Origin of the sequence: Synechococcus sp. A15-60 (assembly GCF_014280095.1) — a bacterium.
Classification (GTDB): Bacteria; Cyanobacteriota; Cyanobacteriia; order PCC-6307; family Cyanobiaceae; genus Synechococcus_C.
This window is the reverse complement of sequence record NZ_CP047933.1, coordinates 1,526,054-1,552,545: the sequence shown is the minus strand read 5'-3', so window position 1 is coordinate 1,552,545 and position 26,492 is coordinate 1,526,054. Positions and strand designations below refer to the sequence as shown.

Genomic DNA, 26,492 nt, shown 5'->3' with positions numbered 1-26,492 from the left:
GCCATTCGCTCACGTCCGTCCAATGTGCCATCGCAGGCGAGAATGACCATTCCTTCCGCTGAGTCCTTGTTCGGATCCACCAGAAGCTCATCGGCGTCGACGGATCTGTCTGCGTTTGCCTCTCCTGAGGCTCTGGACCCGCAACTGCAGCGGTTTCTGGAGGAAGCCTGTGCCCGGCTCTGTCAATGGATGGGGTCTGCATCCCAACGGGCACCCTTGCCATCCCTGCGACTTCTGCCCGAGGCATTCCCGGAAGCGACCGGACTGGGAGCAGCTCGTCTCTTGGATGATTTGCAGCAGGTCATGGATGGGGCCTATCAGCCCACCCATCCAGGCGCGCTGGCGCATCTGGATCCACCACCGAACACGGCCTCGATCGCTGCGGAGCTGATCTGCGCTGGTCTCAACAACAATCTGCTCGCTGAGGAACTCTCCCCAAGTCTGAGTCAGCTGGAACGTCAGCTTTGTGGTTGGTTCGCTTCCCGGTTTGATTTGCCAGAAGGGGCTGGTGGGGTTGCGGCTAGCGGCGGATCCCTTAGCAATCTCACCGCTCTGGTGACGGCGCGTCATCGCATGGGCCTCGATCAGGCTGCCGATGCTGTGGTGCTGGTCAGCGACGATTCCCACGTTTCGCTGGTGAAAGCGGCGCGAGTCATGGGGCTTCGCCCCGATGCAATCCGTCGGGTTCCTGTGGATGCCACCGGTCGCATGCAAGTGACTGCCCTGGAGTCAGAGCTCGACCGATTGCAAGATCAGAAACGCCCTTGCCTGGCGGTTGTGGCCACCGCCGGCACGACCGTACGAGGTGCCATCGATCCACTCCAAGCTTTGGCCGACGTCTGCCGTGAGCGCAGCCTCTGGCTGCATGTGGATGGAGCCATTGGTGCTGTGTTTGGGTTGTGCGAGAGCACGGCATCTCTGCTCGATGGGATCGCTTCCGCCGACTCCATCACTGTCAACCCCCAGAAACTGCTTGGAATTGCCAAGACGTCATCGCTTCTGCTGGTTCGTGATCAGACGGCTCTGCAAGAGACCTTTCACACAGGATTGCCCTATATGGAGCCGGCTTTGACGGGTGTTCACGGAGGTGAACTGGGTCTTCAAGGCAGCCGCTCTGCAGAAATCCTCAAGCTCTGGTTGGGACTGCGCCAGCTTGGAGAAGACGGAATCGCCAGCCTGCTCGAGCAGGCCTTGGTCCGGCGCGATCGGTTGGAACGTCACCTCGACAGGTCCCGGCTCGACATCACATCCGGACCTCTGCATTTGCTGGCCTGCACACCTCTGGGCGCCGATGCGGAGCGCAGCGCGCGCTGGTCAACCTCGATGCGACAACGACTTCTGGATCAGCAAATCATGGTGTCGCGCCCCTTGCATCACGGTCGTCATCACATCAAGGTTGTTCTGGGCAATCCCCACACGTCTGAGGCGTTGATCGACCGTTTAGGAACTCTGCTCAACGACACCAGTGAGGAGGTTCTCTGATGGCGGCACAGCCACCCCCCCGAGGTCGTTGGGTCGCCATCGTCACCGGGGCACTTTCGGTGTTAATCGGCGTGATCTACCTCGTGCTCATCACAGTTCTCGATAGCCGCGGCCCGATGCGTCCTCCTCCGCCCGAAGCCCTGGCTGGGGCGGAAGCCGTTTCTTCGCCTCCTGCTGGAGTGGTTCGACGACCCGACGTAGTGCTGCGTCCAGAAATGCCTTCAGGGAGCGATCGCGGCGGTTGAGTTCGTAGTGGTGCTGCACCACATCCTGGATTCCCCCATCTCCCCAGTCTTGATCCTGCTGGAAATAGGTAATGAAGCTCGACCCAGCAATTCGGGTGAGCCACCCTGCCGCAACACCCTGCACAGCTCGTCCCAGCAACAGAGTGGGGAGATTCACGCTCAGAGCGGTTCCGATCAAGGCGACGCCACCCTTCACCACGCCAAGACCGGCCAGCGTCCGACCGACGGAGACTGCCAATTCCTGGGCCCGGTTGCGCGTCAGTTGGATGCCGTAGACAGCTCCAAGCTCCATCACCATTTGGGCATTCACTGCTGCCGTGCCGAGCAGATCCACTCCCGGTAACGGTGTTGCCGCCACCACCCCAGCACTGATCCAGGTGTACCGATCGACAATGCGGCGAGCTTCCTGCGACCGCTGACGATCCAGAAGATCCCGGCCTGCAGCACCAAGGTCCTTGCACTGCAAAAGGATGTTGTCGGCCAGAAGCTCGTCGCCATCGGCATGGAGCACTGCCGCCAGACGTCGCACCAACAGGCCGATCTCGGGAGGTGGTTGCAGCGGCCGCTGCCCCGGTCGCGGCAGGGATTGCGGGCAGGCACTGGTGGGAATCACATCTTCGGCTTGCAACCAGCCAGCGCAACGCTGTCTGAGCAGCAGCAGCAGACGCCGCTCTTCCTCTTCGCCGCGGAGATCGCATTTGTTCAACACCAAGAGCAAACGCTTGCCGAGTCCGGAGAGGCTGTGCACCACGTCCAGTTCGCTGCGTCGTAGGTCGCCATCCACCACTACGATCATCAGATCCGCGCGACTGGCGTGCTGTCGGGCCTCCTGTTCCCGACTGCGTCCATCCATGCCGGATTCCAGGATTCCTGGCGTGTCGACCAGTTGCACGCCCCGTTCCAGACCGCGCAATCGCAAGCGATAACGCTGGCTTTCACTGGTGGAACCCATCGCAGCACCGACATCGCCGACGATCTCGCGCAAGAGGGCTCGGATCAGGGATGTCTTGCCACTGGATCCAGTGCCAAAGAGCACCACCACCAGATCACCGCGTTCGAGTTCCCGCGCGACGCGTTCCCGTTCCTTCTGCAGTGATTGCCGGGCCACGTCGTCTTGCAGCCGCTCCAGGAGTCGGTCGACGCTCCCGAGACTGCGTTCTGCTGCTTCTCGTCGGCTGGTCGGAGCCGGCATGGTGGCGTCGGTTGTCTGCACCCCTTGAGTGGAGCGTCGGCGCCATTGCCGAAACCATGGCAAGCCGATCTGCATCACTGCGGCAACAAGCAAAGTCGCAGCAATCAGTAAGACCGGACCCACGAGCCAGGCTGGGAGCCAGTAGCTGAGATCCCAGAGCAGATTGCGGATTCCCTGAAGCACCAGTCCTACGACCATCAGTGCGATCAGCGCCGCGGCACCGATCAGGATCCAGCGGGTTGATCCTTTCATGTGCCTGTCAGACCTCCACGCCCTGCCGCGCGGATGATGTCAGCCCAGAGCGAAGCTGCAAGCGCACTGGATCCTGCGGAGGGGCTGTTGTCATCATTTCCAAGCCAGATGCCCAGAACCCAATGGCGTTGGGGCTCGAAACCCACGAAGAGAAGATCCCGGCCGTCATTGGTGGTTCCTGTTTTTCCTCCTTCCTGGCCACCCAGGGATGCCGCACGTCCTGTGCCGTTTTGCACGACAGCCCTGAGAAGGCTCTGCATTTGCTGAGCACTGTCCCGGCTGATGGCTCTTCGCCCTTGAGTCGTCCCACTGTCAAGAGTTCCGCAACCGCGCGGACTTTCCTCGCGGCAGGTTTCTGCATCCATCAAACGACGAATCGTGGTGGGTGATCGCCATTCCCCTTCGTTGACCACGGCGGCATAGGCGCCGGTGAGTTCCAGCAGTCGCACCTCGCTCTGACCAAGGGCAAGTCCTGGCACCGGATCCAGCGGACTGGTGATGCCAAGGGCCTTCGCCTGGCGCACCACCTGATCAAGCCCTACGCGTTGGGCCAAGCGAAGCGCGGCTGGATTGTTGCTGGTGGCAAAGGCGCGGGTGAGGCTGAGGCGACCTTCGCAGTTGCTATCAAAACGCTGGCCGCGCCAGGTAAGTGGGCTGCAGTCAATGGTGTCAGTCGGTTGGATTCCAGCTTCTAGCGCCGCCAGATAGGTCATCAACTTGAAGGTGCTGCCTGGCTGGCGGAGCGCCATGGACGCCCGGTTGAACTGACTGAATTCGTAGTCACGGCCTCCGGCGATGGCCAGGACGCCGCCGCTGCGGCTATCGATCACGACGGCGGCTCCTTCGCTGATGCCAAGGTCCTTGGACCTGCTGAGCAGGTTGCGCAACTGTCGCTCCAGCACTGCCTGCAGCACGGGGTCGAGATGGGTTTCAATCAGAAAATTGCCTTCGGCGGCTACCTCAGGACCCACCAGTTGCGTCAGATCTCGGCGCACCTGATCGGTGTAAAAAGGAGCAGCACGACCAGCAGCCGTGCCGTTGCAGGCACTTGAGGCAAGTTGAATCGGCTGCCGACGGGCGGTTCTCGCATGATCCAGTGACAATCGACCCGCGTCGGCCATTTTGTTGATCACCCGGTTGCGGGCTTCGAGGGCACGTTGCGGGTTGACGCACGGATCATGACCATTGGGAGAGGGCAGCAGACCGACCAGCAGGGCTGCTTCTTCGAGGTTCAGATCTCCAGCGGAACGGTCGAAATAGGTGCGGGCTGCATCCTCAAAGCCCCATCCCACACCGAGATACACCCGGTTGAGGTAGCTCAGCAACAGCTCTCCCTTGCTGAAGCGGCTCTCCAGCTGCAGGGCAACAAGCAGCTCACGCCATTTGCGGCCGAACGTGTCGCCTTCGCCCACCAGCTCGGGATAGAGGCTGCGAGCCAGTTGCTGGGTGAGGCTGCTGCCTCCTTCCAGCACGCGCCCTCCTGTGAAGTTGGCAGAAAAGGCCCGCAGCGTTCCGATGGGATCAACGCCTGGATGCCACCAGAACCGGTTGTCTTCACTGCTCAGCAGTGCGTCCACCAGAACCGGCGAAAAGGCGTCGAGTTGACCCAGTTCGCGGTGACGGCTGGAATCCACCGAATTCAGGGGTTGATTGTTGCCGTCGTAGATGGCCAACGGCCCACGCACGCTGGCCAGCCGTCCGCGCACGGGAACGTGCAAGGCCGCCAACGCCAGCACCAGCCCCGCTCCGGCGAGCCCGGCGAGTAGGCCGAAGCCAAGGCCGCGCTTCAACCGAAGCTTCAACCGCTGGCTTTCGAAACGGAAGCGGAGCGATGGTGAATCGCCCTCTAGGCCTGGCGCCAGGCTGACGCAATCACCGTCCTGAAGTTCGAGTTTCTGGATGCGTCGCCCTCGCCACCACAAGCCATTCGTGGAGTCAAGATCGCGGATCAGCCAATGGCGGCCGCGTCGTTCCAGCAAGGCGTGCTGGCGGCTGACGGCACTGTGGTCAATCCAAATCTCCAGAGCGGGGTCACGCCCGATTCGGTAGCCCTCGCCCAAGAGGGAAATGGTGCGGTCTCCCTGATCGTTCTGATGAACCGTGAGCTGGGCTGGCCGCCGCTGGTCAGGCATCGCGGGGCCCCTTCCTTTGGGTCAGTGCATCGATGATGAAACAGAGCACCGCGAAGTTGATGGCCACGTCGGCCCAGTTGAAAACCGGGAACTGGATCGGCACCAGCTCCAAAAAATCGATGACGTGACCCAGTCGCAGGCGATCGATTCCGTTGCCGATCGTTCCCCCCAGCAAGAAACCCAGGGCCAAGCCCATCCACAGATCGTGTCGTGGTTCTCGCCAGATCCAGATGGCAACGCCAATGGCCACCACCAAACTGAGCATTCCCAGCATCGGGGTGGCACCGGTGAACAAGCTGAATGCTGCACCGGTGTTTCGCACCAAATGCAGCTGAAGGAGACCTGGGATGAATGGTGTCGATTCACCAGGCCGGAGCATGATCTTGATCCAGTGTTTGCTGAGCTGGTCGAGGATGACCATCAGGGCACTCAGCACGAGCACAGTCCCGCGGCGCAGGAGCAGCCCTGAACGTCTTGGTTGTCCGTCCTGACGACTCATTCGATGAACAACACGCGACGGGTCACGCGGGCAATTAAGCCCGCTGCACAACAGAGAGCCAGCTGGGCGGCCAGTGGTCCAAGGCTGAAGCTGAAGATCAAGTCGACAAGGGGTTCATTCCACCGGTTGAGCAGGGCACCCAGCAGAAGATTTAAGAGACCGCATGCCTGGATGGTGAGCAGGCCTGCGATGGCGGCCAGGGTGAGGCGAGGGATGTCATTCATGCCGCTCTGCTGCCCCAAACGCCCGGTCAGCCAGGAGGCTGGAATGAAGCCCGCGAGGTATCCAAACCCCGGCGTGAGCACATAGGCGATACCGCCTCCCCCGTGGAAAACCGGAAGATCCACCAGGCCGATGGTGAGATACGCCACCGAGGCGATGACGCCGGCTCTGGGGCCGGCAACCAGGGCACAGATCAGCAATGCGGGCACTTGCCAGGTGCTGGGAAGGCTCAGCAGGCTGGGGGGGAGATCAGGTTGAGGGAGAACCAGGGCAGATGGAATCAGGCTCCCGACCAAAATCAGCAGCAATCCGGCAAGTGCGCCGCTCCAGGTGGCCAGTGCCCGCACGGGCAAACGTCAGCTCGCACCATCCTGCTGTAAGAGAGAGGCATTGCCCAGCTGTGATGACCGTTTCCATCGGTGACCAGGTGCGACTGATCCGCACCCCAACCTTTCTCAAGACAGCAGACCCCATGCCGATGCTGCGCCCGCCTGATCTGGTCACCACCGATGAGGTTGGTTTGGTGATGGCGCTCCATCCTGCTGAAACGGTGGCGGTGCGCTTTGCAAGGGGCACCTTCCTGATTTCGTTGAATCAGCTCACTCCGGCTGATGTGCCATCGGGTGATTGATCAGCCTGGCGTTCTCGTCAAGGGATCCTGCATCCACTGACGTTCCAGGGCGGCCAGGGTGTCTGGTGGTCCACAGAGGCTCAACTGAGGCCGCTGCAGATGTCGCTGAGCGGCAGCGAGCAGATCGCTCGCTCGTAGCGTCTCAAGCGTCTGCAGGCAATCCTGATCATGCTGATCAGGGAGGCCCAGACCACGGAGCTGAGCTCGTCGTTCGGCTCGCTGACCTGTGGTCTGGGACCCATGGGCCAAGTGACCACGGAATTTGGCTGCAGCCAGTTGAAGATCAGCCGCAGCGACGCAGTCCTCGAGCAACTCGGTCCAGCTGGCCATCAGCAACTTCAGTGTGAGTGCAGCGCGGTCCACGCCGGTGGAGGCATGCATCACAAACGGAGCAGCGCCTGCTCTTGCTGGGTGATGCACGCCGACGTCGTAGGCCACACCATGCTCTTCCCGCAGCCTGCGGAATAGCAGGCTGGACATCCCAGATCCCAGATGCGTCTGCAAAAGCCTCAGCGCCAGGTCATCGGGATGGCCGTGGGGCAGAGATGCCTGTCCCAGCATCAGCACCACCTGTTCCGTCGCCAGGGACTGGAGGCTGATGGACGGTCGATCCCTTGTATTCGCTGAAGCGTCATCCGCTGAAGCGACAACTGCCGGAGCTTCTCCTGCTTTTGCCTGGTCAACAGGGGACTGAGAGATGGTTGGGTTGAACCACTCCTGCAGTCGCTCGCTGGCGTCTGCGGGAATGGCTCCCGACAAGGCCAGCACGGACCCTTCGCTTTCAAGATCCTGAGCCAGGTGCTGGAGCTGCGGTCGTGACAGCTGCTCCAGGTCCTGGGCGATTCCGAGGGGGTCATGGCCGTATGGTCCCTGGCCATAGGCGATCTGTCGCCATCCATCAAAGGCGCGATGGAAGGGGTCTTCGCGTTGACGCTGCAGAGCCTGCAGGCTGAGCTCACGTTCCAGGGCGATCTGGTTCTCATTCAGGTGCGGTTGACGCACCATCCAGCCCACGGCGGGCAGCAGGCGATCGGCATCGAGATCGCGGCACTTGAGGCTGATCAGGATGCCGTCTTCATGGGTGTCACAGCGCAATCCGGCACCGCAACCTTCCACAAGATCAGCCAGCTCCAAGTGATCAAGGGGGCCACAACCGCGGCTGAGCACGGATCCCAGCAATTGATGACCGCCGCGCTGACCCTGTTGATCGCAACCACTGCCACGGCGGATCCACAACTTGGCTGAGAGAACCCCCGGGGTGACCACCGGATCGAGGACGAGATCACTGTGGGGTGTCAAGCGGTTTCCTCCGGTCGGGCGATCAGGGTGAAGGCGTTCTGGGGCTGAAGGAGCGGCATCACGCCTGCGCTGAGCGCTGCAGCATCCCACTGCATTAAGTCCTCGAGGGGCGCCAGGAGATCTCGTTGGCGCCCCCACAACGTTTGTGCGCCGACGCTGGCGGCCACAGCGCTCGGCGCTTCGAGGCTGAAGCGATGGCCATTGCCCACCAGTTGCAGAGCCCTGTCAAACTCCTCGTCGGTAATCGGTTCGCTCAGCGTTCTCTGCAACTGGCGGTGCACCTCTTGTTCGACCGCTTCCACTTGCTCCTCGGGGCAACAGGCCTCAAGCATCACCAGGCTTCCTTGCTCCAAGGTCGTCACATCCATATCGATGGTTTCGACGATCTGCAAGTCTTCTCGCAGACGCTCAATCAGTCGGCTGCGCCGACCTTCGGCGAGAACCGTCGTGGCCAGATCAGCTCCCGCGATGGCTAGATGATCAGCTGCTGCTGCCACGGGCCAGATCATCAGCAAGCGTGCCGCCTCTAGGCGTTGGAAGCGACGATTCTCGCGGCCAGATTGGAAAGGGAGTGTGATGCTGCCAGCCGTTGAGGGGATTACCTCGCTGCGCTCCAGCTCCATCAAGGGGCTGTCCAGCACTTGCTTGATGAGATCCTCCTGCAGGTTTCCCGCCAGTGACAGGCAGCAGTTGCCACCGCGGTAACGACGTTGGTGGTAGGTCTTCATCCCATTCGGATTCATGACCCGAAGGCTGGATTCCCAGCCAAGGATCGGGCGTCCGTAGGCATGGGGCGCAAGGCAGAGCTCGAGGGATGTTTGCAGCACCTGATCGTCCGGTTGATCGCTGTACTGGGCAATTTCTTCGAGCACCACATCCCGTTCCATCTCAAAGCAGTCCTGGTCAAGGGCCGGATCCAGCACCAGGTCAAGAAGCAACTTGAGGGCCTCGCCGGCTTCCTGGCCGGGCACGAGCACGTGGAAGTGCACATCGTCAAAGCCTGTGGCTGCGTTGCTGCTTCCACCCAAGGCCTCGATTCTCCGGTCGAATTCACCGGGGCCTAACGCGCGGCTGCCTTTGAACACCATGTGTTCGAGGAAGTGGGCGATTCCCTCCTCCCCCTCATGCTCCCAGGCGCTGCCCCCTCGGCACCAGAAATCAAGGCAGGTGAGTGCAGCATCCGGCATGGAAGCCGTAACAAGGCTGCTGCCGTTGCGGAGCGTGCGGTGCTCGAGCAGTGGACCGGATGGGATCGCAGTCAGGGTCCCGTGGCAAAGTCCCATTCTGTGCAATCACGGATCGAATTGATGCCTGCGTCCACGAGCGGTCGGGAGATGCATCCGCTGGTGGTCGCTCTGGCCTCCCGCATTCGTGCTTGGCGCCAGGATCTTCCTGAGCTCAGTCCGCTCGCGGTGTCGGGTGATTTGGAAGAGATCATTGGCACCCTCGATGGTGAGGATTTGTTCATCCGCAATGAAGTGCACCGCTGCAGAGGTCTGCGCAAGCTGCACCTGGAAACAGCGCGCCTTGGACTGGGTTTGCAGATCCTTCATTGCGTCTTCTTCCCGGATCCGCACTTTGATCTGCCGGTGTTTGGTGCCGATATCGTCGCAAGCCCGGCGGGCATCTCAGCTGCGATCGTCGACCTCTCTCCGGTCGAGGATCAACTGCCGGAGCGGATTGGCCGAGCGCTGGAATCCACCCCGATTCCCGCGTTTGAACAGGTGCGTGAGCTGCCGACATGGGGCACGATCTTTTCTCCCTTCGTGCGTTTCATCCGACCCACGAGCGACCAGGAACAGGATTGGTTTGTGGATCTGGTGAGTGCCTATCTGGCAGTGCTCGGCGATGCGGTGCGGACGTCCTGTCCCGATCCCACAGATGCCTCTTCTACTGTGTCGCGATACCACGGACAGGTGTCCTATTGCCTGCAACAGAAACGCAACGACAAAACACGGCGCGTTCTGGAGAAGGCCTTCGGGACGACCTGGGCCGATCGGTACATCGAAGAGATGCTCTTCGACGAACCGGCTCCACTGTGAAACAGAGCCGAGGAATTTGGATCGGCGCCAGCGTTCTTGCTGTTTTGGTGATTGCTGGTGCCGCAACGATGTTGCGCAAGCCTGAGGCAGTCGAAACGACTATTTCCGCCACCACTGTTGAGCAGCCTCGCCAAGTTGAAGCTGTGGCAGCACTCGGCCAGTTGCAGCCGGCAGGCGATGTGCGTCGCCTGGCAGCTCCAGCCAGTGGGATGGCGGGGACGCCCCGGGTGGCATCTCTGCGTGTGAAGGAAGGCGATGTCATCACGCGGGGCCAGGTGTTGGCCGTGTTTGACAACCGCCCCCAGATTGAAGCGGACCTGGCCGCCCTGGACGAACGCATCCGCAGTGTGGATACCGAAATTCCCTTGCGTCGCCGTGAGGTGGCTCGCTACGCCCAGGCTGCTCGTGTTGGAGCGGCCACAGCCGTTCTGCTGGAGGAAAAGCAAGACGAACTGACTCTGCTGGAACGCAAGCGGGCGGAGCTTCTCGCTGAACGCCGATCTTTGGAAACGGATTGGGATGACAGCGAACTTCGTTCCCCGATTGATGGAATTGTTCTGAAACTCCACGCCCGCGAGGGCGAGCGCCCAAGCACCGACGGTGTCATGGAAGTGGGAGCGAGCCAGTCCATGGAAGCTCTTATTGAGGTCTATGAGTCCGACATCAATCGCATCGCGATGGATGAACGAGTCACGCTCGTCAGCGAAAACGGTGGGTTCAAGGGTGAACTTGATGGACAGGTGACACGAATCAGCCCTCAGGTGCGTCAGCGCCAGGTGCTCTCCACCGATCCCACCGGTGATGCGGATGCACGTGTCGTTGAAGTGTTGGTTCGTCTGGATGCAGCATCTGCTGAACGCGTGGCCCGATTGGCAGGCCTCAAGGTGATTGCACGCTTTCAGCCCTGATGATCCGTCGGTTCTGGAATGGACGGAGAATTCCGCTGGCCTCTCTGATGTTGGTGCGTCAGCCGGTTCGTCTGGCCGTTGCGCTTGCGGGCATCAGCTTCGCCGGAATTCTGATGTTCATGCAGCTGGGTTTCCGCGATGGACTGTTTGATGCCAGCGTCACGGTGCATCGTCTTTTCGATGCCGACATTGTGCTGATCAGCCCGCGCTCCACCAGTTCGGTGAGCATGGCTGGATTTCCGCGTCGCCGGCTGGTTCAGGCCATGGCCTTGCCCGAGGTGGAAGGCATCACGCCGGTGAATTGGAATTTGCTGTTATGGCGCAACCCTGAAACGCGGGGAACCCGATCGATTCTGGCTTTGGGATTTGAACCGGGCGATCCACTGTTTGTGGATCCAACGCTGGCTCCCAAGGCGCAGCTCCTCACCCAGAAAGGTCGTGTTCTCTTTGATGAACAATCGCGTCCTGAATTTGGACCCGTGGCGGAGTGGTTTCAGGACGGGCGCGTCGTTGAAAGTGAGATTTCCGGAAAGCGTGTTCGTGTTGCCGGTTTGATTGGGCTTGGAACGTCCTTCGGCGCCGACGGCAACCTGCTGACGAGCCGTGAAACCTTCCGAGAGCTACTGCCGAACACTCCGCCGGGCAGCATTGAAGTGGGCCTTGTTCGCCTGAAACCTGGTGCAGATTCTGAAGCAGTGGTGCTGCAACTGAATGCTTTGCTTCCTGATGATGTCACCGTTCTCACCAAAGACGGCTTTATTGATTTCGAGCAGAACTATTGGCGCTCCAGCACGTCGATCGGCTTCATTTTCACTCTGGGCGCGGCCATGGGCTTCGTCGTCGGCTGCGTGATCGTTTATCAGGTTCTCTATTCCGATGTCAGTGATCACCTGCCTGAATACGCCACCTTGATGGCCATGGGATACAAGCTCACCACACTGCTGGGTGTGGTCGTTCGAGAAGGCCTCCTGCTGGCTCTGTTCGGCTACTTGCCGGCCTATGCAGCGGGGCAGGGGCTGTATTGGTTGGTGCGAAGTGCCACGCAATTGCCTGTGGGCATGGATCTCACCAGAGCGACGACGGTGTTTTCCATGATCCTGGTGATGTGTATGGCATCCGCAGGACTGGCCATGCGTCGTCTTGTCGATGCGGATCCGGCGGAAATTTTCTGATGCGATGACGGTTCTCTCCAACGCAGCCAGACCGCCAGGGGCCCAGGTGGCCAGCACGGTGGACATCACTGATCTGTGCCATTGGTATGGCCATGGTTCAACTCGACGTCAGGTGCTCCAGTCGGTTGATCTTCAGATTGCCCCAGGTGAGGTGGTGCTCCTGACCGGTCCGTCCGGCTGCGGCAAAACCACACTTCTGACCTTGATTGGTGCCCTGCGGCAGGTGCAGCAGGGTGACGTGCGCGTGTTTGGTCAGCAGCTGAATGGTGCCGGTCGCCGTCAGCGACAGCAGTTGCGCCGCAGCATTGGGATGATTTTTCAAGGCCACAATCTGCTGCGCTGTCTAACGGCAGAGCAGAACGTTCAGATGGGTGCAGATCTGCTGGAAGGTTTCAGTTATCGAGGACGCCGTGATCAGGCCAGGGAATGGCTGAGAGCTGTGGGTCTGGACGACCATCTCAACAAACTGCCCCAGGATCTTTCCGGCGGACAAAAGCAGCGTGTGGCCATTGCCCGTGCGTTGGCGGCACGTCCTCGCTTGCTTCTCGCGGATGAACCCACCGCGGCACTCGACAGCACCACCGGCCGTGAAGTGGTGGAATTGTTGAAACGTCTCGCCCGAGATCAATCCTGTTCTGTGCTGATGGTCACCCACGATCCTCGAATTCTTGATGTGGCAGACAGGCTCGTAAAAATGGAAGATGGTCAACTCATCCAGGCCATTGAGTAGGTTGGAGAGAGTTCAACAGAACCCATCAGTTCCGCATGGCCAAGCGCAGAAACCTCAAGAAGGAAAAGCAGGAGCGCAACCGCGCTTATGCGCGCAAGTTCAAGAAGCGCAAGATGCGCAATGACGGCCGCGGCGAAGGTGCCGGTAATGGCGTGACCGGCACTGCCAACAATGGTGGTGCAGCTGACTGATTTCGGTGAAATCCACCGACCCAGGGGCCTGCGGGCCCCTTTTTTCATGCCTTTAGGCTGAGCTCCTTCGGTTTTGTCCAGCGCGGATGTTCATCAGCGTCGTCATTCCCACCTACAACCGACGCGCCATTCTCGAGAAGTGCCTAGGAGCTCTTGAGCAACAGGACGCTTGCGGCGAACTCGATGACTACGAAGTGGTGGTGGTTGACGACGGATCCACCGACGGCACACCGGATTGGCTGCGATCCAACGCCGATCAGTTTCCCAGGGTGCGACTGTTTGAGCAGAGTCATGGAGGGCCTGCTGAGGGCCGCAACCGAGGTGTTGCCAATGCCAGAGGTGACGTCATTGTTTTCATCGACAGTGATCTCGTGGTCACGTCCACGTTTCTTGGCTGTCATGCCAGGGCGCTAACGCAGCAATGGAGCCGCTCCGGGTCGCGTTTGTGCTTCACCTACGGAGCTGTCATCAACACAGCAGATTTCGACCATCCCACAGGTGAACGGCACAAATTGAGAGACCTGTCGTGGGCGTATTTCGCGACAGGCAACGTGGCGATCGACCGAGCGGTGTTGGAACAATCCGGTCTGTTTGATCAGGGATTCAGGCTCTACGGCTGGGAGGACCTTGAGCTTGGGGAGCGGCTGCGTCAGATGGGGGTTGAGCTGATTCGCTGCCCCGAAGCGGTTGGATACCACTGGCACCCCGCCTTCCGGCTTGCGCAGATTCCTGATCTGATCAGGGTTGAACAAGAACGGGCCCGGATGGGATTGGTTTTCTATCGGAAGCATCCCAGCCGTCGCGTGCGCATGATCATTCAGTTCACTTGGATGCACCGTTTGCTCTGGGGGTTGCTCACCCTGGGTGGACTTCTCAACGAACGCAGTCTTCGACCGTTGCTCGCCTGGCTGGTCCGTCGCGGTCAGCCCTCTCTGGCCCTCGAACTGCTGCGATTGCCTCTCAATCGGATCGGCGTAGAAGCTCTCTACCGAGAGGCTCGTGTTCAGGGCCTGCGCTGAACGGTGCTTTGTTAAGTTCACAGAGTCCTTTCAAACCGCACACCTGTCTGTTTCGGGTGCTGGATGTGATCTGAGCTCCTGTTCATCACACCATCCCTGACAGGTGGAGGCGAACCCGAAACCCAACAACAACCATGGCTGTCGTCACTCTCGCCGAGATGATGGAGGCTGGTGCCCACTTCGGACACCAGACCCGTCGTTGGAACCCCAAAATGTCGCGCTACATCTACTGCGCGCGCAACGGGGTGCACATCATTGACCTTGTGCAGACCGCCGTCTGCATGAACAACGCCTACAAGTGGACGCGCTCTGCAGCCCGCAGCGGCAAGCGTTTCCTCTTCGTCGGCACCAAGAAGCAGGCTTCCGAGGTGGTGGCCCACGAAGCAGCCCGTTGTGGCGCTTCCTATGTGAATCAGCGCTGGCTGGGCGGAATGCTCACCAACTGGACCACCATGAAGGCTCGGATTGATCGTCTGAAGGATCTGGAGCGCATGGAATCCAGTGGAGCCATCGCCATGCGCCCGAAGAAGGAAGGTGCGGTGCTTCGTCGAGAGCTCGATCGTCTTCAGAAATACCTTGGTGGTCTGAAGAACATGCGCCGTCTTCCCGATGTGGTGGTTCTTGTGGACCAACGGCGTGAAACCAACGCAGTGCTCGAGGCTCGCAAGCTCGACATCCCCTTGGTCTCCATGCTGGATACCAACTGCGATCCTGACCTCTGCGAGGTGCCCATCCCCTGCAACGACGATGCTGTTCGCTCTGTGCAGCTGGTGCTGAGTCGTCTTGCCGATGCCATCAACGAGGGTCGTCACGGCTCCAATGACCAGCGTGGTGACGACGGCCAAGGCTGAGTCAAACCACCTCTCGATTCATGCCGCCCTCCTGCCGCTGCGGGAAGGCGGCTGTTCTGATTCCCCCCATTCTTCACCCGTTCATCCGATGGCTGTTGCCGTATCCGCCAAGCTCGTCAAGGAACTCCGCGACAAGACCGGCGCTGGAATGATGGACTGCAAGAAAGCTCTTGCAGCCACCGAAGGTGATGCCGAAAAAGCCATCGAATGGCTGCGTCAGAAGGGCATTGCCAGTGCAGAGAAAAAATCTGGTCGCACCGCTGCTGAGGGTGCGATCGGCAGTTACATCCACACCGGCGCCCGTGTTGGTGTGCTGGTCGAAGTGAACTGCGAAACCGACTTCGTGGCACGGGGCGACATGTTCCAGGGGCTGCTGCGCGACGTCGCAATGCAAGTGGCCGCCTGCCCCGGTGTTGAGTACGTCACCACCGACGAGATCCCTTCTGAAATTCGTGAACGGGAGAAGTCCATTGAGATGGGTCGTGACGATCTCGAGGGCAAGCCCGAGCAGATGAAGGAGAGGATTGTTGAGGGTCGAATTAACAAGCGCCTTAAGGAACTGGCTTTGATGGAGCAGCCCTTCATCAAGGACAGCTCACTCACCGTTGCCGAGCTTGTGAAGCAAACCGCCGGCAAGATCGGTGAGAACGTCAAAGTGCGTCGTTTCACCCGCTACACCCTTGGCGAAGGCATCGAGGTCGAGGAGACCGATTTCGCGGCTGAGGTCGCTTCCATGGCCAAGTCCTGATCTTGACCGCGGTGTCGGAGCGTCTTCAGGGCCATGACCCCGATGTGCAGCTGGCACGTCTGGGTGCGCGTTGTCGATCTCTGGCACCAACCCTGTATCGCGAACAAGCTTTTTATCTTCAGCGGCTGCGGGACAGGCTTCCGACTGCCGTAAAAACGGCAATTCAGACTCTTCTCTGTTCGCTCCCGTCTGATCAACGAAACGATCTGGGTGAGCATCAGCTGCAGTTTCAGGAGCGCATTGATGCGCTCCTGAAACGTTCTTCCACGTTGATCACGGTTGAGCAACTTCTGGTGTTGTCAGCTCGGCTGAAGAGGGAAGAGCGCCGGCTGCGCATGCAGCAGCTTCAGGCATTGACGGAACGCGCTCATGAGCGCGCGGATGCACCAGAACTGGATGACTCATCGTCCACACCACCCGCAGAGTCGGTGGGTGTCGAATTGAGTCTGGACCTTCCGCTCGAGCGGCCTGATCTGATTGAGGGATTGCTGCCTGTGGATCCTGCGTTGATGCCCTCCGAGGCGACCTCTCGCTCGGAGTCGCACGACCTCGCCGCATCGTCGTCGTTGGATCCTGGCTCGGAGCAATCCGAACTGGAGGTGTTGCGGTCGCTCTTTGTGATGGCTGGGGATTCATTGGAACCCTCCACTGCCGAATTGGATCGACGTCCTGATCTTGAACAGACGGAGATCAACGCCGTTGAGCCGTTGCAAACCAACGATCAGCTGATGCCTGCGACCGCGAGTGGTCTGTTGCATTGGTTGGATTGCTTGGACGTCGCCTTGAGTCGCCGACTTCGCAATTTGTCCCATGCCATCAATGTGGAGCTGATGCGTGCCGGCATCACCCGCAGTCTTCTCCCCATTCAGCTGCTTGACGCTGTGATCAGTGGGCAGCTTCCCTCCCAATCGGCACCATCCAACTTGTTGAAGCTGACCTTGCCTCTGACGTTGATGACGGAAGAGCAGTCGTTGCAGACCATTTGTGTGTTGGTAAGACCTGCTGATCTCGAATTCGATGATCACAGCCTGCGGCGAATTCGCAGTCGTCTTCGCCTTCAACGCCGGGAACTCGGCAGTTGGCTTCTGAAAGAGCGACACTGGCAGCATCGTGCGCGTGTTCGAGAGGTCCAAACCCATTGGTGGCCCAACCAGCCGGAGACGCCTCCTTCCAGGTGACACCGGGGCTGGACCGCCAGGCCCTGGAACGATTTTTGGTGTGGATTCGACCGCTTCAGCAAGCGCTCTCTCTCGAGGCTGATCGCGGTTTCGCTGATTTACAGGGCCGCAAGGAGCATTTCCACAGTTTCATGACCAGGGAGCTGGCATCCCCTCCAGACATCCCCTTGCCTGGTGATGTTCCCGAGCGGCTGCGAGTGTTGGCCGAGGGGTTCGCTGACTACCCGTCCCACAACGATGCAGACCGACGCCGTCAGGTCACGGTGGCTCGTCAGTGGTTGCATGCCTTACGTCAGCGACTCGAACCTTCTGCACCAATGGCGCCGCCACGGTTGAAGGTGGCGCAGCCGTCGTCGACCGCTCCAGGATTCAGCGGATCCACACCATCCCTGGATGCTCCACTGGGGCAGGTGCGTGGGATCGGCCCCAAGTTGGCTGAGCGACTGGCCAGTCTTGGTTTGCTGCTGGTGCGCGATCTGCTGCTTCACTACCCGCGCGATTACGTGGACTATTCCGCGTTGCGTCGCATCGAAGCGTTGGTTCCCGGTGAGACGGCCACGATCGTGGCCACCGTCCGTCGCTGTCATGGTTTCACCAGTCCGCGCAATCCCAATCTCTCGATCATTGAGTTGCACCTTCAGGATCCGACTGGACGGATCAAGGTGACGCGTTTCCTGGCCGGCAAGCGATTCAGCAATCCCTCTTATTTGCATGGTCAAACCAGGCAGTACCCCAACGGCGCCACGGTTGCTGTGAGTGGTCTGGTGAAGGACGGACCTTATGGGCTCAGTTTTCAGGACCCCCTCGTTGAGGTGATGGAGAGCGCCCAGGCCCCGTTGCGTTCGAGCCGGATCGGTCGTCTGCTGCCTGTGTACCCACTCACGGAGGGCCTGACGGCAGATCGCTTCCGGGCGCTGGTGGCGCGTGTGCTCCCGGCAGTGCGTCTCTGGCCGGAACCGCTGCCGCGCGAGCGTCGGCAGGCGCGGCAGCTGCTCAGTCGCGACAAGGCTTTGGTGGCAATTCATCAGCCAGAATCATCGGAGCAGCTTCAGCAAGCCAGGCATCGCCTGGTGTTTGATGAATTTCTCCTGTTGCAGCTTGGCTTGATGCAGCGACGGGCAGCGTTGCGACAGCGTCCTGCGCCGTCCCTGCGCTGTGCATCCGACCGAGATGGCCTGATGGGGCGTTTTCTGGAGCTACTGCCATTTGAGCTCACGGGTGCGCAGCAACGGGTTCTCGCGGAGATTGAACGGGATCTGGACCGGCCCGAGCCGATGGCTCGGCTGGTGCAGGGAGATGTCGGCAGCGGCAAGACTGTCGTGGCTGTGGCAGCGCTGCTGAAGGCCATCCAGGCCGGATGGCAAGGGGCAATGATGGCACCGACGGAGGTGCTGGCGGAACAGCACTACCGCAGTCTGTGCACCTGGATGCCGCCGTTGCACGTGACGGTGGAGCTGCTGACCGGATCGACCCCACAGAAACAACGGCGCCGCATCCTTGCGGATGTTGCATCGGGCGCTTGCAAGATCCTCGTGGGGACCCACGCGCTGCTGGAAGACCCCGTCGGTTTTGAGCGGTTGGGTCTTGTGGTGGTTGATGAGCAACATCGCTTCGGTGTGCGTCAGCGCAACCAATTGCTGGGCAAGGGCTTGCAGCCTCATCTGCTCACCATGACCGCCACACCGATCCCAAGAACTCTGGCCTTATCCCTCCATGGCGATTTGGATGTCAGCCAGATCGATGAGCTGCCACCGGGCCGAACGCCGATCAAGACGGCGATGCTTTCGGGCTCCAGCCGCGATGAGGCATACCAGCTGATCCGCGATGAGGTGAACAAAGGCCAGCGTGCATATGTCGTGCTGCCTCTGGTCGAAGACTCAGAAAAGATGGATCTGCGATCCGCGGTGGAGGTGCATCGCCAGCTGGCAGAGGAGGTGTTCCCCGATCTTCACGTGGGTCTTTTGCATGGCCGGCTGGCCAGTGCGGATAAGCAATCCGTGATCCGCAGCTTTGCTGCAGGAGACTCGCAGGTGCTGGTTTCCACCACGGTTGTGGAAGTCGGTGTGGATGTGCCGGAGGCCAGTGTGATGGTGATCGACCATGCCGATCGCTTCGGGCTTGCGCAGCTCCACCAGCTACGCGGCCGCGTTGGACGCGGCGCTGCAGCGTCTCACTGTCTGCTGATCAATGACAGTCGCAATCCCTTGGCAAGGCAGCGGTTGGAGGTTCTGGTGCAATCCACCGACGGCTTCGAGATTGCCGAGATGGACCTTCGTCTTCGCGGTCCAGGTCAGGTTCTGGGCACCCGTCAATCGGGCCTGCCGGATCTGGCTCTGGCGAGCCTTGCTGACGACGGATCCGTCCTGGAGGAAGCACGGGAAGAAGCCGCCGACATTCTTGCGCAGGACCCAGAGCTTCAAGACCATGCCGTGTTGAAGCGGTTGCTTGAGGAGCAGCGCAGTCGCGTGACCTCTGCCGCACAGCTCAACTGAGGTGCGCTTGAGACTTCCTGCCAACGCCCATACGATCACTGGGGTGTGGTGAGCTGTCGGATGCGACGTCCCTGGAACGATGTGGTCATTGCAGACTGCGGTGAGTCCTTGGTATCGCTCAAGTCTCGCTTCCTCTGTTTGGAACCGCACCCTTACGTGCGGGTGGGGGCTCCCTACGGCGAAGGTGCCGACCCTTACAGGCTTCGATCCGGCGTGCTGGAGCGATTGCACAAGGCTCAGGATCAGTTGTCGATGGCCCATGATTCCGCTGCAGGATCTCTGCAGTTGGCCATCTTTGATGCCTGGAGGCCGGTGCAGGTGCAGGCCTACATGGTTCTGCACGCGACGGTCGAACTTTGTCGCCAGCGGGGGATCGATCCCGATGATCCGGCTCAGTTGGAAGCGATGGCCAGGGTTCAAAGCGACGTCAGTCAATTCTGGGCACCGCCGAGTCGGGATCCTGGGATGCCACCGCCCCACAGCACTGGAGCAGCGGTGGATCTCACCCTTGCTGACATCACCGGGACGGTGTTGCCGATGGGGGGTGAGATTGACGCCATCGGTGAGGAATCGATCCCTGATGCCCATGCCTCAGCAGCGGAACAGGATCCAAGCGGTGATGCTGCCCTCTGGCATCGGAGGCGCTGTCTGCTTCACGACGTGATGAAAGAAGCCGGTTTTGTCCGGCATCCCAACGAGTGGTGGCACTTCAGTCACGGTGACCAGCTGTGGGCCTGGTCGGTGAATGCTGAACGAGCGATCTATGCCTCGGTTCCCAGCAGCTGATGCACCGACTGGTCACCCAAGCGGTTGATGTGAGCTCCAAAACTGCGACGGACCCCGCATTGTTTCCAGTTGATCAACAACGGTTCCAGCGTTGATTCCAGCTGATCGAGAGGCATTTTCTGCAGGAAGGGACGCGCCAGTGTTTGCAGATTCGGGGTGCCTCCAAGCCACAACTGGTATTGATTCACGCCACTTCCCACTAGGCCCAGTTCGGCCATGTAAGGACGGGCACAACCATTCGGACAGCCGGTCATGCGCACCAGCAGTGGCTGATCGATCTCCAAACGTTGCAGCAAGGCGTCGAGGCGATCAAGCACCGCTGGAAGAGCCCGTTCAGCCTCCGTGATGGCCAGTCCGCAGGTGGGCAGTGCTGGACAGGCCATGGCATGCCGGGCCAGTGGTGCCGGCTCACCTGGGAGTTCAAATCCCAAGGCGTCTAAGGCCGCTTTGACAGCGGGTTTCTGGGGCGCTCCGATGTTGCACAGCAACAGATCCTGGTTGGCGGTCAGACGCACTTCCAGCTGATAGGTCTGCACTAACTTGCGCAGGCCAGTCTTGACCTCACCTTCGAGCCTCCCGCAGGTCAGGGGGAGACCTACGAACCACAGCCCCTTCTTCTGGCGATGCCATCCCAGGTAGTCCTCCAGTTTGGGGCGCGGTTCAAGCCGGAGACCCTTCAGTTCACCCTTGAAATAGGTTGACTTGAGGGTGGAGCGGAACCAGCTGATTCCCTTGTTGTGAAGCAGGTATTTCATCCGCGCGTGCTTGCGCACCTCACGGTCACCGTGATCACGCTGCAACGCCATGATCGACTGCAGCAGATCAAAAATGTCGTCCGCCTTCACGTAGCCGAGGGGATCAGCGGTGCGGGCAAAGGTGTCGTCTTGGTTGTGAGTTCGGCCCATGCCACCACCCACATACACGTTGCAGCCTTTCAAGGCACCGGAGGGATCAGCAAACGCCACCAGACCGATGTCTTGCGTCAGCAGATCGACTGAGTTGTCTCCAGGAACAGTGACAGCAACCTTGAATTTGCGTGGAAGGTAGGTGTCGCCATAGAGCGGTTCGGCATCACTGCCTGAGTACACCCCGCCCTCGTGTTGCCGGGTGCGTGCTTTGCGCACGGCTGAGGTGGGTTGGAATCGGTAGCTGTGATCGCCATCGATCCACATGTCGAGATACGACCCCTCAGCGGCTTCAGGGCTGAGCAGATCAGCGATTTCATCAGCGAGCTTCCGGGCTGCCGGGTAAGCACCTTTTTCAAAGGGAGCTGCTGGTGCCATCACATTGCGGTTGATGTCTCCGCAGGCCGCCAGGGTCGAACCCAGATTGCTGATGATTGTGCCGATCACCGTTTTGAGATCCGCCTTAGGCACGCCGTGCATCTGAAAGGCCTGACGCGTGGTGGTGCGAAGGGTCCCATTGCCGTAGCGATCGGAAAGATCATCCAGAGCAGCGAATAGATCGGCGGGAATTCGTCCTCCCGGATTGCGTAGCCGCAGCATCATCTGCCAGCAACGAACCTTGTCGGTCTTGCGCAGCTCGCGGTGGTTTTGCTGGTAGCTGCCGTGGAACTTGAGCAGCTGAACCGCGTCTTCACTGAAGCGAATCTCTTCGTTGCCCAACTCTGTGAGCAGAGGTTCACGCAGATGGCCGCTGTATAGCTTGCGTTTTTCAGCTTTTGAAAGTGCCGTGTCGATCGACTCCGTCCGATCGGCAGGACCATCCAATGCCGTGTGGATGGCAACTGCCTGCTTGCTGGAGGTAGCTGTCACACCTTTGCTCACACGTGCAATGTCGTTCTCTTTGAAATTAGCGAAGCGGCGTCCAATAAAGTCGCAAATTGCATTGGCACGTGAGTTGGCGAACACGTTTCTGCTCGAGATCGGTACCGAGGAACTTCCGGCAGATTTTGTGCGCTCCGCTCTTGAGCAATTGGAGCGACGTGTTCGCAGCGATTTGAAGGAGCTGCGGCTTGATCACGGTGCTCTAACGGTGACGGGAACGCCGCGGCGTCTTCTGGTTGAAGTGCGGGATCTGATCGACGCACAGCCTGATCTTGAGGAAGATCGCAAAGGCCCTCCCGTCTCCCAGGCTCTCGTGGATGGGCAGCCAGGGCCAGCAGCCATCGGCTTTGCCAAACGCTGTGGTGTGGATCCTCAGGAGCTGGAAGCCCGTGACACGCCGAAGGGCCCCTGCCTCTTCGCCCGGGTCTGCACGCCCGGTCAGGACAGCTGTGTCTTGCTTCAGTCCTGCATTCCCCAGTGGATCGATGGGCTTCAGGGCCGGCGATTCATGCGCTGGGGCAGCGGTGAGCAGCGCTTCAGTCGTCCAGTGCGCTGGCTCGTCGCGCTGCTGGGCGATGCCGTGGTTCCCGTCACCCTGGCGTCTTCCGATCCCGTTGTCCATAGCGGCCGTCGCAGCCGTGGCCATCGTCTGCATCAAGAATTAGACGAGATCCGTTCAGCGGAAGAGTTGAGCTCCCAGCTGGCCGCAGCGGGCGTCGTGGTGGATCGTCAGGAGCGGGCCGAAAGCATTCGATCTTCGATCGCTGATCAAGCAGTTGCCTGCGGGGGTGAAGCGGATTGTCCTCAGGGCTTGTTTGAGGAGCTGGTGGATCTGGTTGAAGCGCCGCGAGTTCTCAAAGGTGAAATCGCTGACCGCTATCTCGATCTCCCCCCTGAAGTGATCGTCACCGTGATGCAGTCGCATCAGCGCTACGTGCCGCTGAAACGCCTGGAGGCCAGCGCCGATCCGTTGCAGCTTGAGGCGCGCAGTGTTCTGTTGTCGGATTATCTGCTGGTGAGCAATGGGCTGCCGGATGCTTCCTCAACGATCGTGAGTGGTAATCAGCGCGTGCTCGGGGCCCGTCTCGCCGATGCAGAGTTCTTCCTCACGGTGGATCGACGACAGCCCAGCGAAGACCGTCGCCAGGCGCTGGATCGTGTCACCTTTGCCGAAGGCCTGGGCAGTCTTCTGGACCGCAGCGAGCGGATTAGTTGGGTGATGGATCAGCTAGTGGAGGCACTCAACATCAACAACACCCTCGCTGGCCATGCGCGCCGGGCAGCCCATCTCTGCAAACACGATCTGGTCAGCCAGATGGTGGGCGAATTTCCAGAACTGCAGGGACTGATGGGCGGGAAGTACCTGCTGGAGGAAGGCGAGCCCCGTGAAGTGGCACTCGCTGTGGCGGAGCACTACCAACCGGCCGGGGCCGGCGAAGCGCCGCCATCCAGTGATGCCGGAGCCCTGCTGGCACTGGCTGAGCGCCTGGAACTGCTCTTCAGCATCTTCGCCAAGGGCGAGCGACCTACTGGTTCGTCGGACCCCTACGCGTTGCGTCGAGCCGGCAACGGCATTGTTCAGATTCTTTGGGATCGCGGTTGGCGTTTGCCGCTGCAGACGCTGTTTAGCCAGGCTGCCAGCCACTGGGCTGAACGCTTCCCGGCCTTCCAGGTTGAGGCGACCTCGCTTGCTGATGATCTCGGTCAGCTGTTGCGCCAGCGCATGGTGTCTCAGTTTGAAGAGGATGGCTTCCCGATCGATTTGGTGCAGGCCGTCAGTGGTGAGGGCGTCACCAACGAACGCCTGCTTCAAGACCCTGTGGATGCGCGCGAGCGTTTGCTGCTGCTTCGGCAGCTTCGAGTAACTGGTCAGCTTCAGGCTGTCCAGGCTGTCGTGCAACGTGCTGCGCGTTTGGCGGAGAAAGGTGATTTGCCCGCAACGCAACTGACACCGGCTGAGGTGGTTGATGCCGGTCTGTTCGATTCCCCCAGCGAAGCGGGACTGATGGCTGCACTCGAATCGCTGAGCCCCCTGGCTGAAGCCTGTGATTACGGCGGTTTGGCTGCTGGTCTTCAGGCTGCTGCTGTCGCCCTCGAGGCCTTCTTCGATGGTGAACAGAGTGTGATGGTGATGGCGGACGATGCGTCAGTGCGTCGCAATCGACTGAATCTGCTGGGGGTATTGAGAAATCAGGCGTCGGTGCTGGCACGTTTCGACAACATCCAGGCTTAATCAAGGGGGAGTTCCGTCGGGGCTGACCAAAGCCAGAGACCGTTCATGACGCTAAAGCGGGACTTGGTTGTCAATCAAAAACCCCGGCTGTACTGAAGTCAGCCGGGGTTTGTCTGCAAGCTGATTGGATCGTGTTCAGCTCGTGGTCACCGTTGAACGCTCTTCGCTGCTGGTGGTGGCGTCCTTGTCGTTGGACGCAGTCTCGTTGTGCGTTTGCGCTTTGATCGCTTGGGCGGCTTCCTCCGCGAGAAAGTCACCGTCTGATCGACCAACGGCCGAGGGCACAGCGTCATAGTCGGCCGGGGCCAGGGCCTGACCGCGCAGGAGGCTTCCCAGGGTTCGCAGGGTGAGTTTGATCTGCTGCCAGGGATTCATCATCACGACACGCTTGTAGAGGTAGCTGTCGAACGTGAGTTTCTGGACATCACGGTCATCGCACATCTCCACGAAGGCTTCGCGGGCCGCGTCGTTGCGATAGAAAATCCTCTGCAGGATGTCCAGAACGGCGTAGGTCGCACCGTACTTGCGATCCCAGCGCTTCAAGTAAGTGGACTTGATCTCTTTTTCCGTTGGGATCTTTGAGCCGTTGGCTGAAATCTCAACAATGGCTTCGGCACACATGCGGCCGCTCTTTGCGGCGAAGTAGATGCCTTCACCGGAGCTTTTGGTGACGTAACCGGCAGCGTCGCCCACAAGGGCCATGCGGCCAACAACGCGACGGGGCCGGGGATGTTCAGGAATCGGATGGGCTTCGACCTTGATCACTTCACCCTTGAACAGGCGCTTGCGCGCCCGTTCACGGATCCCTTTTTGCAGACCCTTGATCAGGGACTGGTTCTGCTGCATCGTGCCGGTGCCAACGGCTACGTGGTCAAATTTGGGGAAGACCCAGGCATAGAAATCAGGAGAGACGTCCGTCCCGACGTACATCTCAGCCAGATCTTCGTAGTAGGTCATCTCTTCGGCAGGAAGCTTGATGCGCTCCTGGAAGGCAATCGCCACGTTGTAGTCGCCGGCGTCCATCGCTTTGGCAACGCGGGAGTTGGCCCCGTCGGCTCCGATAATCAGATCCACCTCAAGGGTCTTGAGATCTCCGGTGGGACCGCCAGAGCTGTAGTCGGCGTAATGAAGGGTGTAGGGACCTTCACGATTGGTGCCGGTGTCGATCTTCTGAACCAAACCGTTAATCAAGGTGGTGCCGAGGTCGGCAGCCCGGTTGCGAAGGAAGGCATCGAACACCTCGCGGCGGCACATGCCGATGTAAGCGTTGTCGTCGTAGCCCAGAGGATCGAGCTTGATGTCCACCTCTTTGTTGGAGGGGGAGATCATTTTCATGTTCCGCACTTTGCGGTCGATGATGGATTCCGGCAGCTCAAATTCCTCAACCATGCACAGAGGAATGGCCCCACCACAGGGTTTGGCGTTGTCAAGCTTGCGTTCAAACAGCCAAGTGCTGATTCCAGCTTTTGCAAGGATTTCAGCTGCGCAGGATCCGCTCGGACCTCCGCCGACGACGGCAACTCTCAGCATCTCAGCCCACTCCGCTGGATCATTAATTTGAAAGCTACCACTGCTTCGTGCGGTTTAGCGGCCTGATCTGGCGCCCCCCCTTACGATCGAAACAACATTGAATTGTTGGTGTGTCGAGGGCTGTCGCCACCCGTAGCAGGAAGCGTGACAACAGCCGCGACGACATCCCTGTCGCTCGCCGCAGTGCATCGATCCGCCCTCGTCGAGGGAAGGGGATGGGATTGGGGATTTTGATCGGCTTCGGTTTGCTGGCCTCAGCGTTCTTGGCAGCACTGTTGTTGGTGCCCGATCTCCTTCCGTTCCGCCAGACACCACTTGTTGTGGAAGGCATCGATGAGCAACCCGATGTGGATGGACGCCTCCTTGGGCACTTCCCCTACGACGAGGCCATCGACGAGCAGCTGGTGCCTGTGGAGGCCGGGATTGAGCTGCATCGTGATGCGGCGCGATCGCTTTCGGCCATGACACGTGCAGCGGCCGCAGACGGTGTTGATCTCAGGCTGTTGAGCGGCTACCGCTCCCAAGATCTTCAGAAAAGCATCTTTTTTGATGTGAAGTCTGAGCGCAATCAGACCGCCATGGAACGAGCCAAGGTCTCTGCGCCTCCGGGGTATTCCGAGCACAGCACTGGTTATGCCGTGGATCTTGGAGATGGCGACGACCCTGCAACCAACCTGTCCGAGAGTTTTGAGCAGACCCGGGCCTTCCGTTGGCTCCAGGATCACGCCGCCAGTTACCACTTCACGCTGTCGTTTCCCGCCGCCAATCCCCAAGGAGTGAGTTACGAACCCTGGCACTGGCGATTCGAAGGGTCTGCAGATGCGTTGCGCCTGTTTGAACCTGCCCGGCGTCTTGCCATTGGGAGCTGATT

23 protein-coding genes are annotated in these 26,492 nt (G+C 60.1%); 15 read left to right on the top strand and 8 right to left on the bottom strand.

Annotated features, from left to right (window positions below):
* Positions 1-42 precede the first annotated feature (42 nt).
* Entirely contained in the window at positions 43-1,482 is a 1,440-nt protein-coding gene (locus SynA1560_RS08540; RefSeq protein WP_186468905.1) for an aminotransferase class V-fold PLP-dependent enzyme, read from the top strand.
* Between the two features lie 90 nt (positions 1,483-1,572).
* On the opposite strand, the gene SynA1560_RS08535 is transcribed toward SynA1560_RS08540, so the two are convergent.
* From SynA1560_RS08535 to SynA1560_RS08520, 4 genes are read right to left on the bottom strand one after another with little or no spacing between them, the layout of a single operon-like run.
* On the bottom strand, positions 1,573-3,171 hold the full coding sequence (locus SynA1560_RS08535; RefSeq protein WP_186500145.1) for a YcjF family protein: 1,599 nt from the start codon (positions 3,169-3,171) through the stop codon (positions 1,573-1,575).
* Positions 3,168-5,303, bottom strand: a complete 2,136-nt coding sequence (locus SynA1560_RS08530; RefSeq protein ID WP_186500144.1) for a transglycosylase domain-containing protein — start codon at positions 5,301-5,303, stop codon at positions 3,168-3,170. The genes SynA1560_RS08535 and SynA1560_RS08530 overlap by 4 nt, the downstream gene beginning before the upstream one ends.
* Complete coding sequence (lspA, locus tag SynA1560_RS08525) at positions 5,296-5,802, bottom strand: signal peptidase II (RefSeq protein ID WP_186500141.1); 507 nt, start codon at positions 5,800-5,802, stop codon at positions 5,296-5,298. The genes SynA1560_RS08530 and lspA overlap by 8 nt, the downstream gene beginning before the upstream one ends.
* Positions 5,799-6,371: a biotin transporter BioY gene (locus SynA1560_RS08520; RefSeq protein WP_186468901.1), complete on the bottom strand. Its 573-nt coding sequence runs from the start codon at positions 6,369-6,371 to the stop codon at positions 5,799-5,801. The genes lspA and SynA1560_RS08520 overlap by 4 nt, the downstream gene beginning before the upstream one ends.
* 56 nt (positions 6,372-6,427) lie before the next feature.
* Here SynA1560_RS08520 and SynA1560_RS08515 point away from each other — a divergent pair, with 56 nt between their 5' ends.
* Positions 6,428-6,655 carry a DUF3148 domain-containing protein gene (locus SynA1560_RS08515; RefSeq protein ID WP_186468900.1) on the top strand — a complete coding sequence of 76 codons (228 nt, stop codon included), beginning with the start codon at positions 6,428-6,430 and terminating at the stop codon, positions 6,653-6,655.
* On the opposite strand, the gene SynA1560_RS08510 is transcribed toward SynA1560_RS08515, so the two are convergent.
* On the bottom strand, positions 6,656-7,954 hold the full coding sequence (locus SynA1560_RS08510; RefSeq protein ID WP_186468899.1) for a pitrilysin family protein: 1,299 nt from the start codon (positions 7,952-7,954) through the stop codon (positions 6,656-6,658).
* Positions 7,951-9,237 (bottom strand): pitrilysin family protein, encoded by a 1,287-nt coding sequence (locus SynA1560_RS08505; protein WP_186468898.1) that lies wholly within the window; start codon positions 9,235-9,237, stop codon positions 7,951-7,953. Before SynA1560_RS08505 ends, SynA1560_RS08510 begins: the two co-directional genes overlap by 4 nt.
* Before the next feature lie 24 nt (positions 9,238-9,261).
* Between SynA1560_RS08505 and SynA1560_RS08500 the strand changes: the two genes are divergently transcribed.
* The 11 genes from SynA1560_RS08500 to SynA1560_RS08450 all read left to right on the top strand — a co-directional run bounded on the left by SynA1560_RS08500 (position 9,262) and on the right by SynA1560_RS08450 (position 20,071).
* Entirely contained in the window at positions 9,262-9,996 is a 735-nt protein-coding gene (locus SynA1560_RS08500) for a phycocyanobilin:ferredoxin oxidoreductase (protein WP_186500140.1), read from the top strand.
* A gap of 68 nt (positions 9,997-10,064) precedes the next feature.
* Positions 10,065-10,904, top strand: coding sequence for an HlyD family efflux transporter periplasmic adaptor subunit (locus SynA1560_RS08495; RefSeq protein WP_186501626.1), 840 nt, complete (start codon positions 10,065-10,067; stop codon positions 10,902-10,904).
* On the top strand, positions 10,904-12,076 hold the full coding sequence (gene devC, locus SynA1560_RS08490) for an ABC transporter permease DevC (protein ID WP_186500138.1): 1,173 nt from the start codon (positions 10,904-10,906) through the stop codon (positions 12,074-12,076). Before SynA1560_RS08495 ends, devC begins: the two co-directional genes overlap by 1 nt.
* Positions 12,077-12,080: 4 nt before the next feature.
* Entirely contained in the window at positions 12,081-12,806 is a 726-nt protein-coding gene (locus SynA1560_RS08485; protein ID WP_186468895.1) for a DevA family ABC transporter ATP-binding protein, read from the top strand.
* Positions 12,807-12,841: 35 nt separating this feature from the next.
* Positions 12,842-12,997 carry a hypothetical protein gene (locus tag SynA1560_RS08480; RefSeq protein WP_006850288.1) on the top strand — a complete coding sequence of 52 codons (156 nt, stop codon included), beginning with the start codon at positions 12,842-12,844 and terminating at the stop codon, positions 12,995-12,997.
* 86 nt (positions 12,998-13,083) lie between these two features.
* On the top strand, positions 13,084-14,016 hold the full coding sequence (locus tag SynA1560_RS08475) for a glycosyltransferase family 2 protein (protein ID WP_186468894.1): 933 nt from the start codon (positions 13,084-13,086) through the stop codon (positions 14,014-14,016).
* Positions 14,017-14,150: 134 nt separating this feature from the next.
* A complete protein-coding gene (rpsB, locus tag SynA1560_RS08470; RefSeq protein WP_186468893.1) occupies positions 14,151-14,867 on the top strand; it encodes a 30S ribosomal protein S2 in 717 nt (238 codons plus the stop codon).
* An 88-nt stretch (positions 14,868-14,955) separates the two neighbouring features.
* Positions 14,956-15,615, top strand: coding sequence for a translation elongation factor Ts (gene tsf / locus SynA1560_RS08465; protein WP_186471116.1), 660 nt, complete (start codon positions 14,956-14,958; stop codon positions 15,613-15,615).
* Between the two features lie 11 nt (positions 15,616-15,626).
* Positions 15,627-16,793 (top strand): hypothetical protein, encoded by a 1,167-nt coding sequence (locus SynA1560_RS08460; RefSeq protein ID WP_255477138.1) that lies wholly within the window; start codon positions 15,627-15,629, stop codon positions 16,791-16,793.
* Positions 16,754-19,285, top strand: coding sequence for an ATP-dependent DNA helicase RecG (gene recG / locus SynA1560_RS08455; protein ID WP_186500136.1), 2,532 nt, complete (start codon positions 16,754-16,756; stop codon positions 19,283-19,285). Before SynA1560_RS08460 ends, recG begins: the two co-directional genes overlap by 40 nt.
* Positions 19,286-19,345: 60 nt before the next feature.
* On the top strand, positions 19,346-20,071 hold the full coding sequence (locus SynA1560_RS08450) for a M15 family metallopeptidase (RefSeq protein ID WP_186500134.1): 726 nt from the start codon (positions 19,346-19,348) through the stop codon (positions 20,069-20,071).
* Here SynA1560_RS08450 and SynA1560_RS08445 read toward each other — a convergent pair.
* Positions 20,047-21,801: an NADPH-dependent assimilatory sulfite reductase hemoprotein subunit gene (locus SynA1560_RS08445; protein WP_186501624.1), complete on the bottom strand. Its 1,755-nt coding sequence runs from the start codon at positions 21,799-21,801 to the stop codon at positions 20,047-20,049. The genes SynA1560_RS08450 and SynA1560_RS08445 overlap by 25 nt on opposite strands.
* A 130-nt stretch (positions 21,802-21,931) precedes the next feature.
* Between SynA1560_RS08445 and glyS the strand changes: the two genes are divergently transcribed.
* A complete protein-coding gene (gene glyS, locus SynA1560_RS08440) occupies positions 21,932-24,091 on the top strand; it encodes a glycine--tRNA ligase subunit beta (RefSeq protein WP_186500132.1) in 2,160 nt (719 codons plus the stop codon).
* Positions 24,092-24,226: 135 nt separating this feature from the next.
* Here glyS and chlP read toward each other — a convergent pair whose 3' ends face one another.
* Positions 24,227-25,621 carry a geranylgeranyl reductase gene (gene chlP / locus SynA1560_RS08435; RefSeq protein ID WP_186468889.1) on the bottom strand — a complete coding sequence of 465 codons (1,395 nt, stop codon included), beginning with the start codon at positions 25,619-25,621 and terminating at the stop codon, positions 24,227-24,229.
* 110 nt (positions 25,622-25,731) lie between these two features.
* Here chlP and SynA1560_RS08430 point away from each other — a divergent pair, with 110 nt between their 5' ends.
* Complete coding sequence (locus tag SynA1560_RS08430; RefSeq protein ID WP_186468888.1) at positions 25,732-26,490, top strand: D-alanyl-D-alanine carboxypeptidase family protein; 759 nt, start codon at positions 25,732-25,734, stop codon at positions 26,488-26,490.
* The last annotated feature ends 2 nt before the right edge of the window (positions 26,491-26,492 follow it).

Bases quoted from the DNA above. Each gene is read 5' to 3' on its own strand.
- tsf (WP_186471116.1), top strand. From the start codon at position 14,956: ATGGCTGTTGCCGTATCCGCCAAGCTCGTCAAGGAACTCCGCGACAAG.
- SynA1560_RS08485 (WP_186468895.1), top strand. From the start codon at position 12,081: ATGACGGTTCTCTCCAACGCAGCCAGACCGCCAGGGGCCCAGGTGGCC.
- devC (WP_186500138.1), top strand. From the start codon at position 10,904: ATGATCCGTCGGTTCTGGAATGGACGGAGAATTCCGCTGGCCTCTCTG.
- SynA1560_RS08515 (WP_186468900.1), top strand. From the start codon at position 6,428: ATGACCGTTTCCATCGGTGACCAGGTGCGACTGATCCGCACCCCAACC.
- SynA1560_RS08495 (WP_186501626.1), top strand. From the start codon at position 10,065: ATGTTGCGCAAGCCTGAGGCAGTCGAAACGACTATTTCCGCCACCACT.
- SynA1560_RS08500 (WP_186500140.1), top strand. From the start codon at position 9,262: ATGCCTGCGTCCACGAGCGGTCGGGAGATGCATCCGCTGGTGGTCGCT.
- SynA1560_RS08540 (WP_186468905.1), top strand. From the start codon at position 43: ATGACCATTCCTTCCGCTGAGTCCTTGTTCGGATCCACCAGAAGCTCA.
- SynA1560_RS08530 (WP_186500144.1), bottom strand. From the start codon at position 5,303: ATGCCTGACCAGCGGCGGCCAGCCCAGCTCACGGTTCATCAGAACGAT.
- SynA1560_RS08450 (WP_186500134.1), top strand. From the start codon at position 19,346: ATGCGACGTCCCTGGAACGATGTGGTCATTGCAGACTGCGGTGAGTCC.
- chlP (WP_186468889.1), bottom strand. From the start codon at position 25,621: ATGCTGAGAGTTGCCGTCGTCGGCGGAGGTCCGAGCGGATCCTGCGCA.
- SynA1560_RS08505 (WP_186468898.1), bottom strand. From the start codon at position 9,237: ATGGGACTTTGCCACGGGACCCTGACTGCGATCCCATCCGGTCCACTG.
- SynA1560_RS08535 (WP_186500145.1), bottom strand. From the start codon at position 3,171: ATGAAAGGATCAACCCGCTGGATCCTGATCGGTGCCGCGGCGCTGATC.
- SynA1560_RS08475 (WP_186468894.1), top strand. From the start codon at position 13,084: ATGTTCATCAGCGTCGTCATTCCCACCTACAACCGACGCGCCATTCTC.
- SynA1560_RS08480 (WP_006850288.1), top strand. From the start codon at position 12,842: ATGGCCAAGCGCAGAAACCTCAAGAAGGAAAAGCAGGAGCGCAACCGC.
- rpsB (WP_186468893.1), top strand. From the start codon at position 14,151: ATGGCTGTCGTCACTCTCGCCGAGATGATGGAGGCTGGTGCCCACTTC.
- lspA (WP_186500141.1), bottom strand. From the start codon at position 5,802: ATGAGTCGTCAGGACGGACAACCAAGACGTTCAGGGCTGCTCCTGCGC.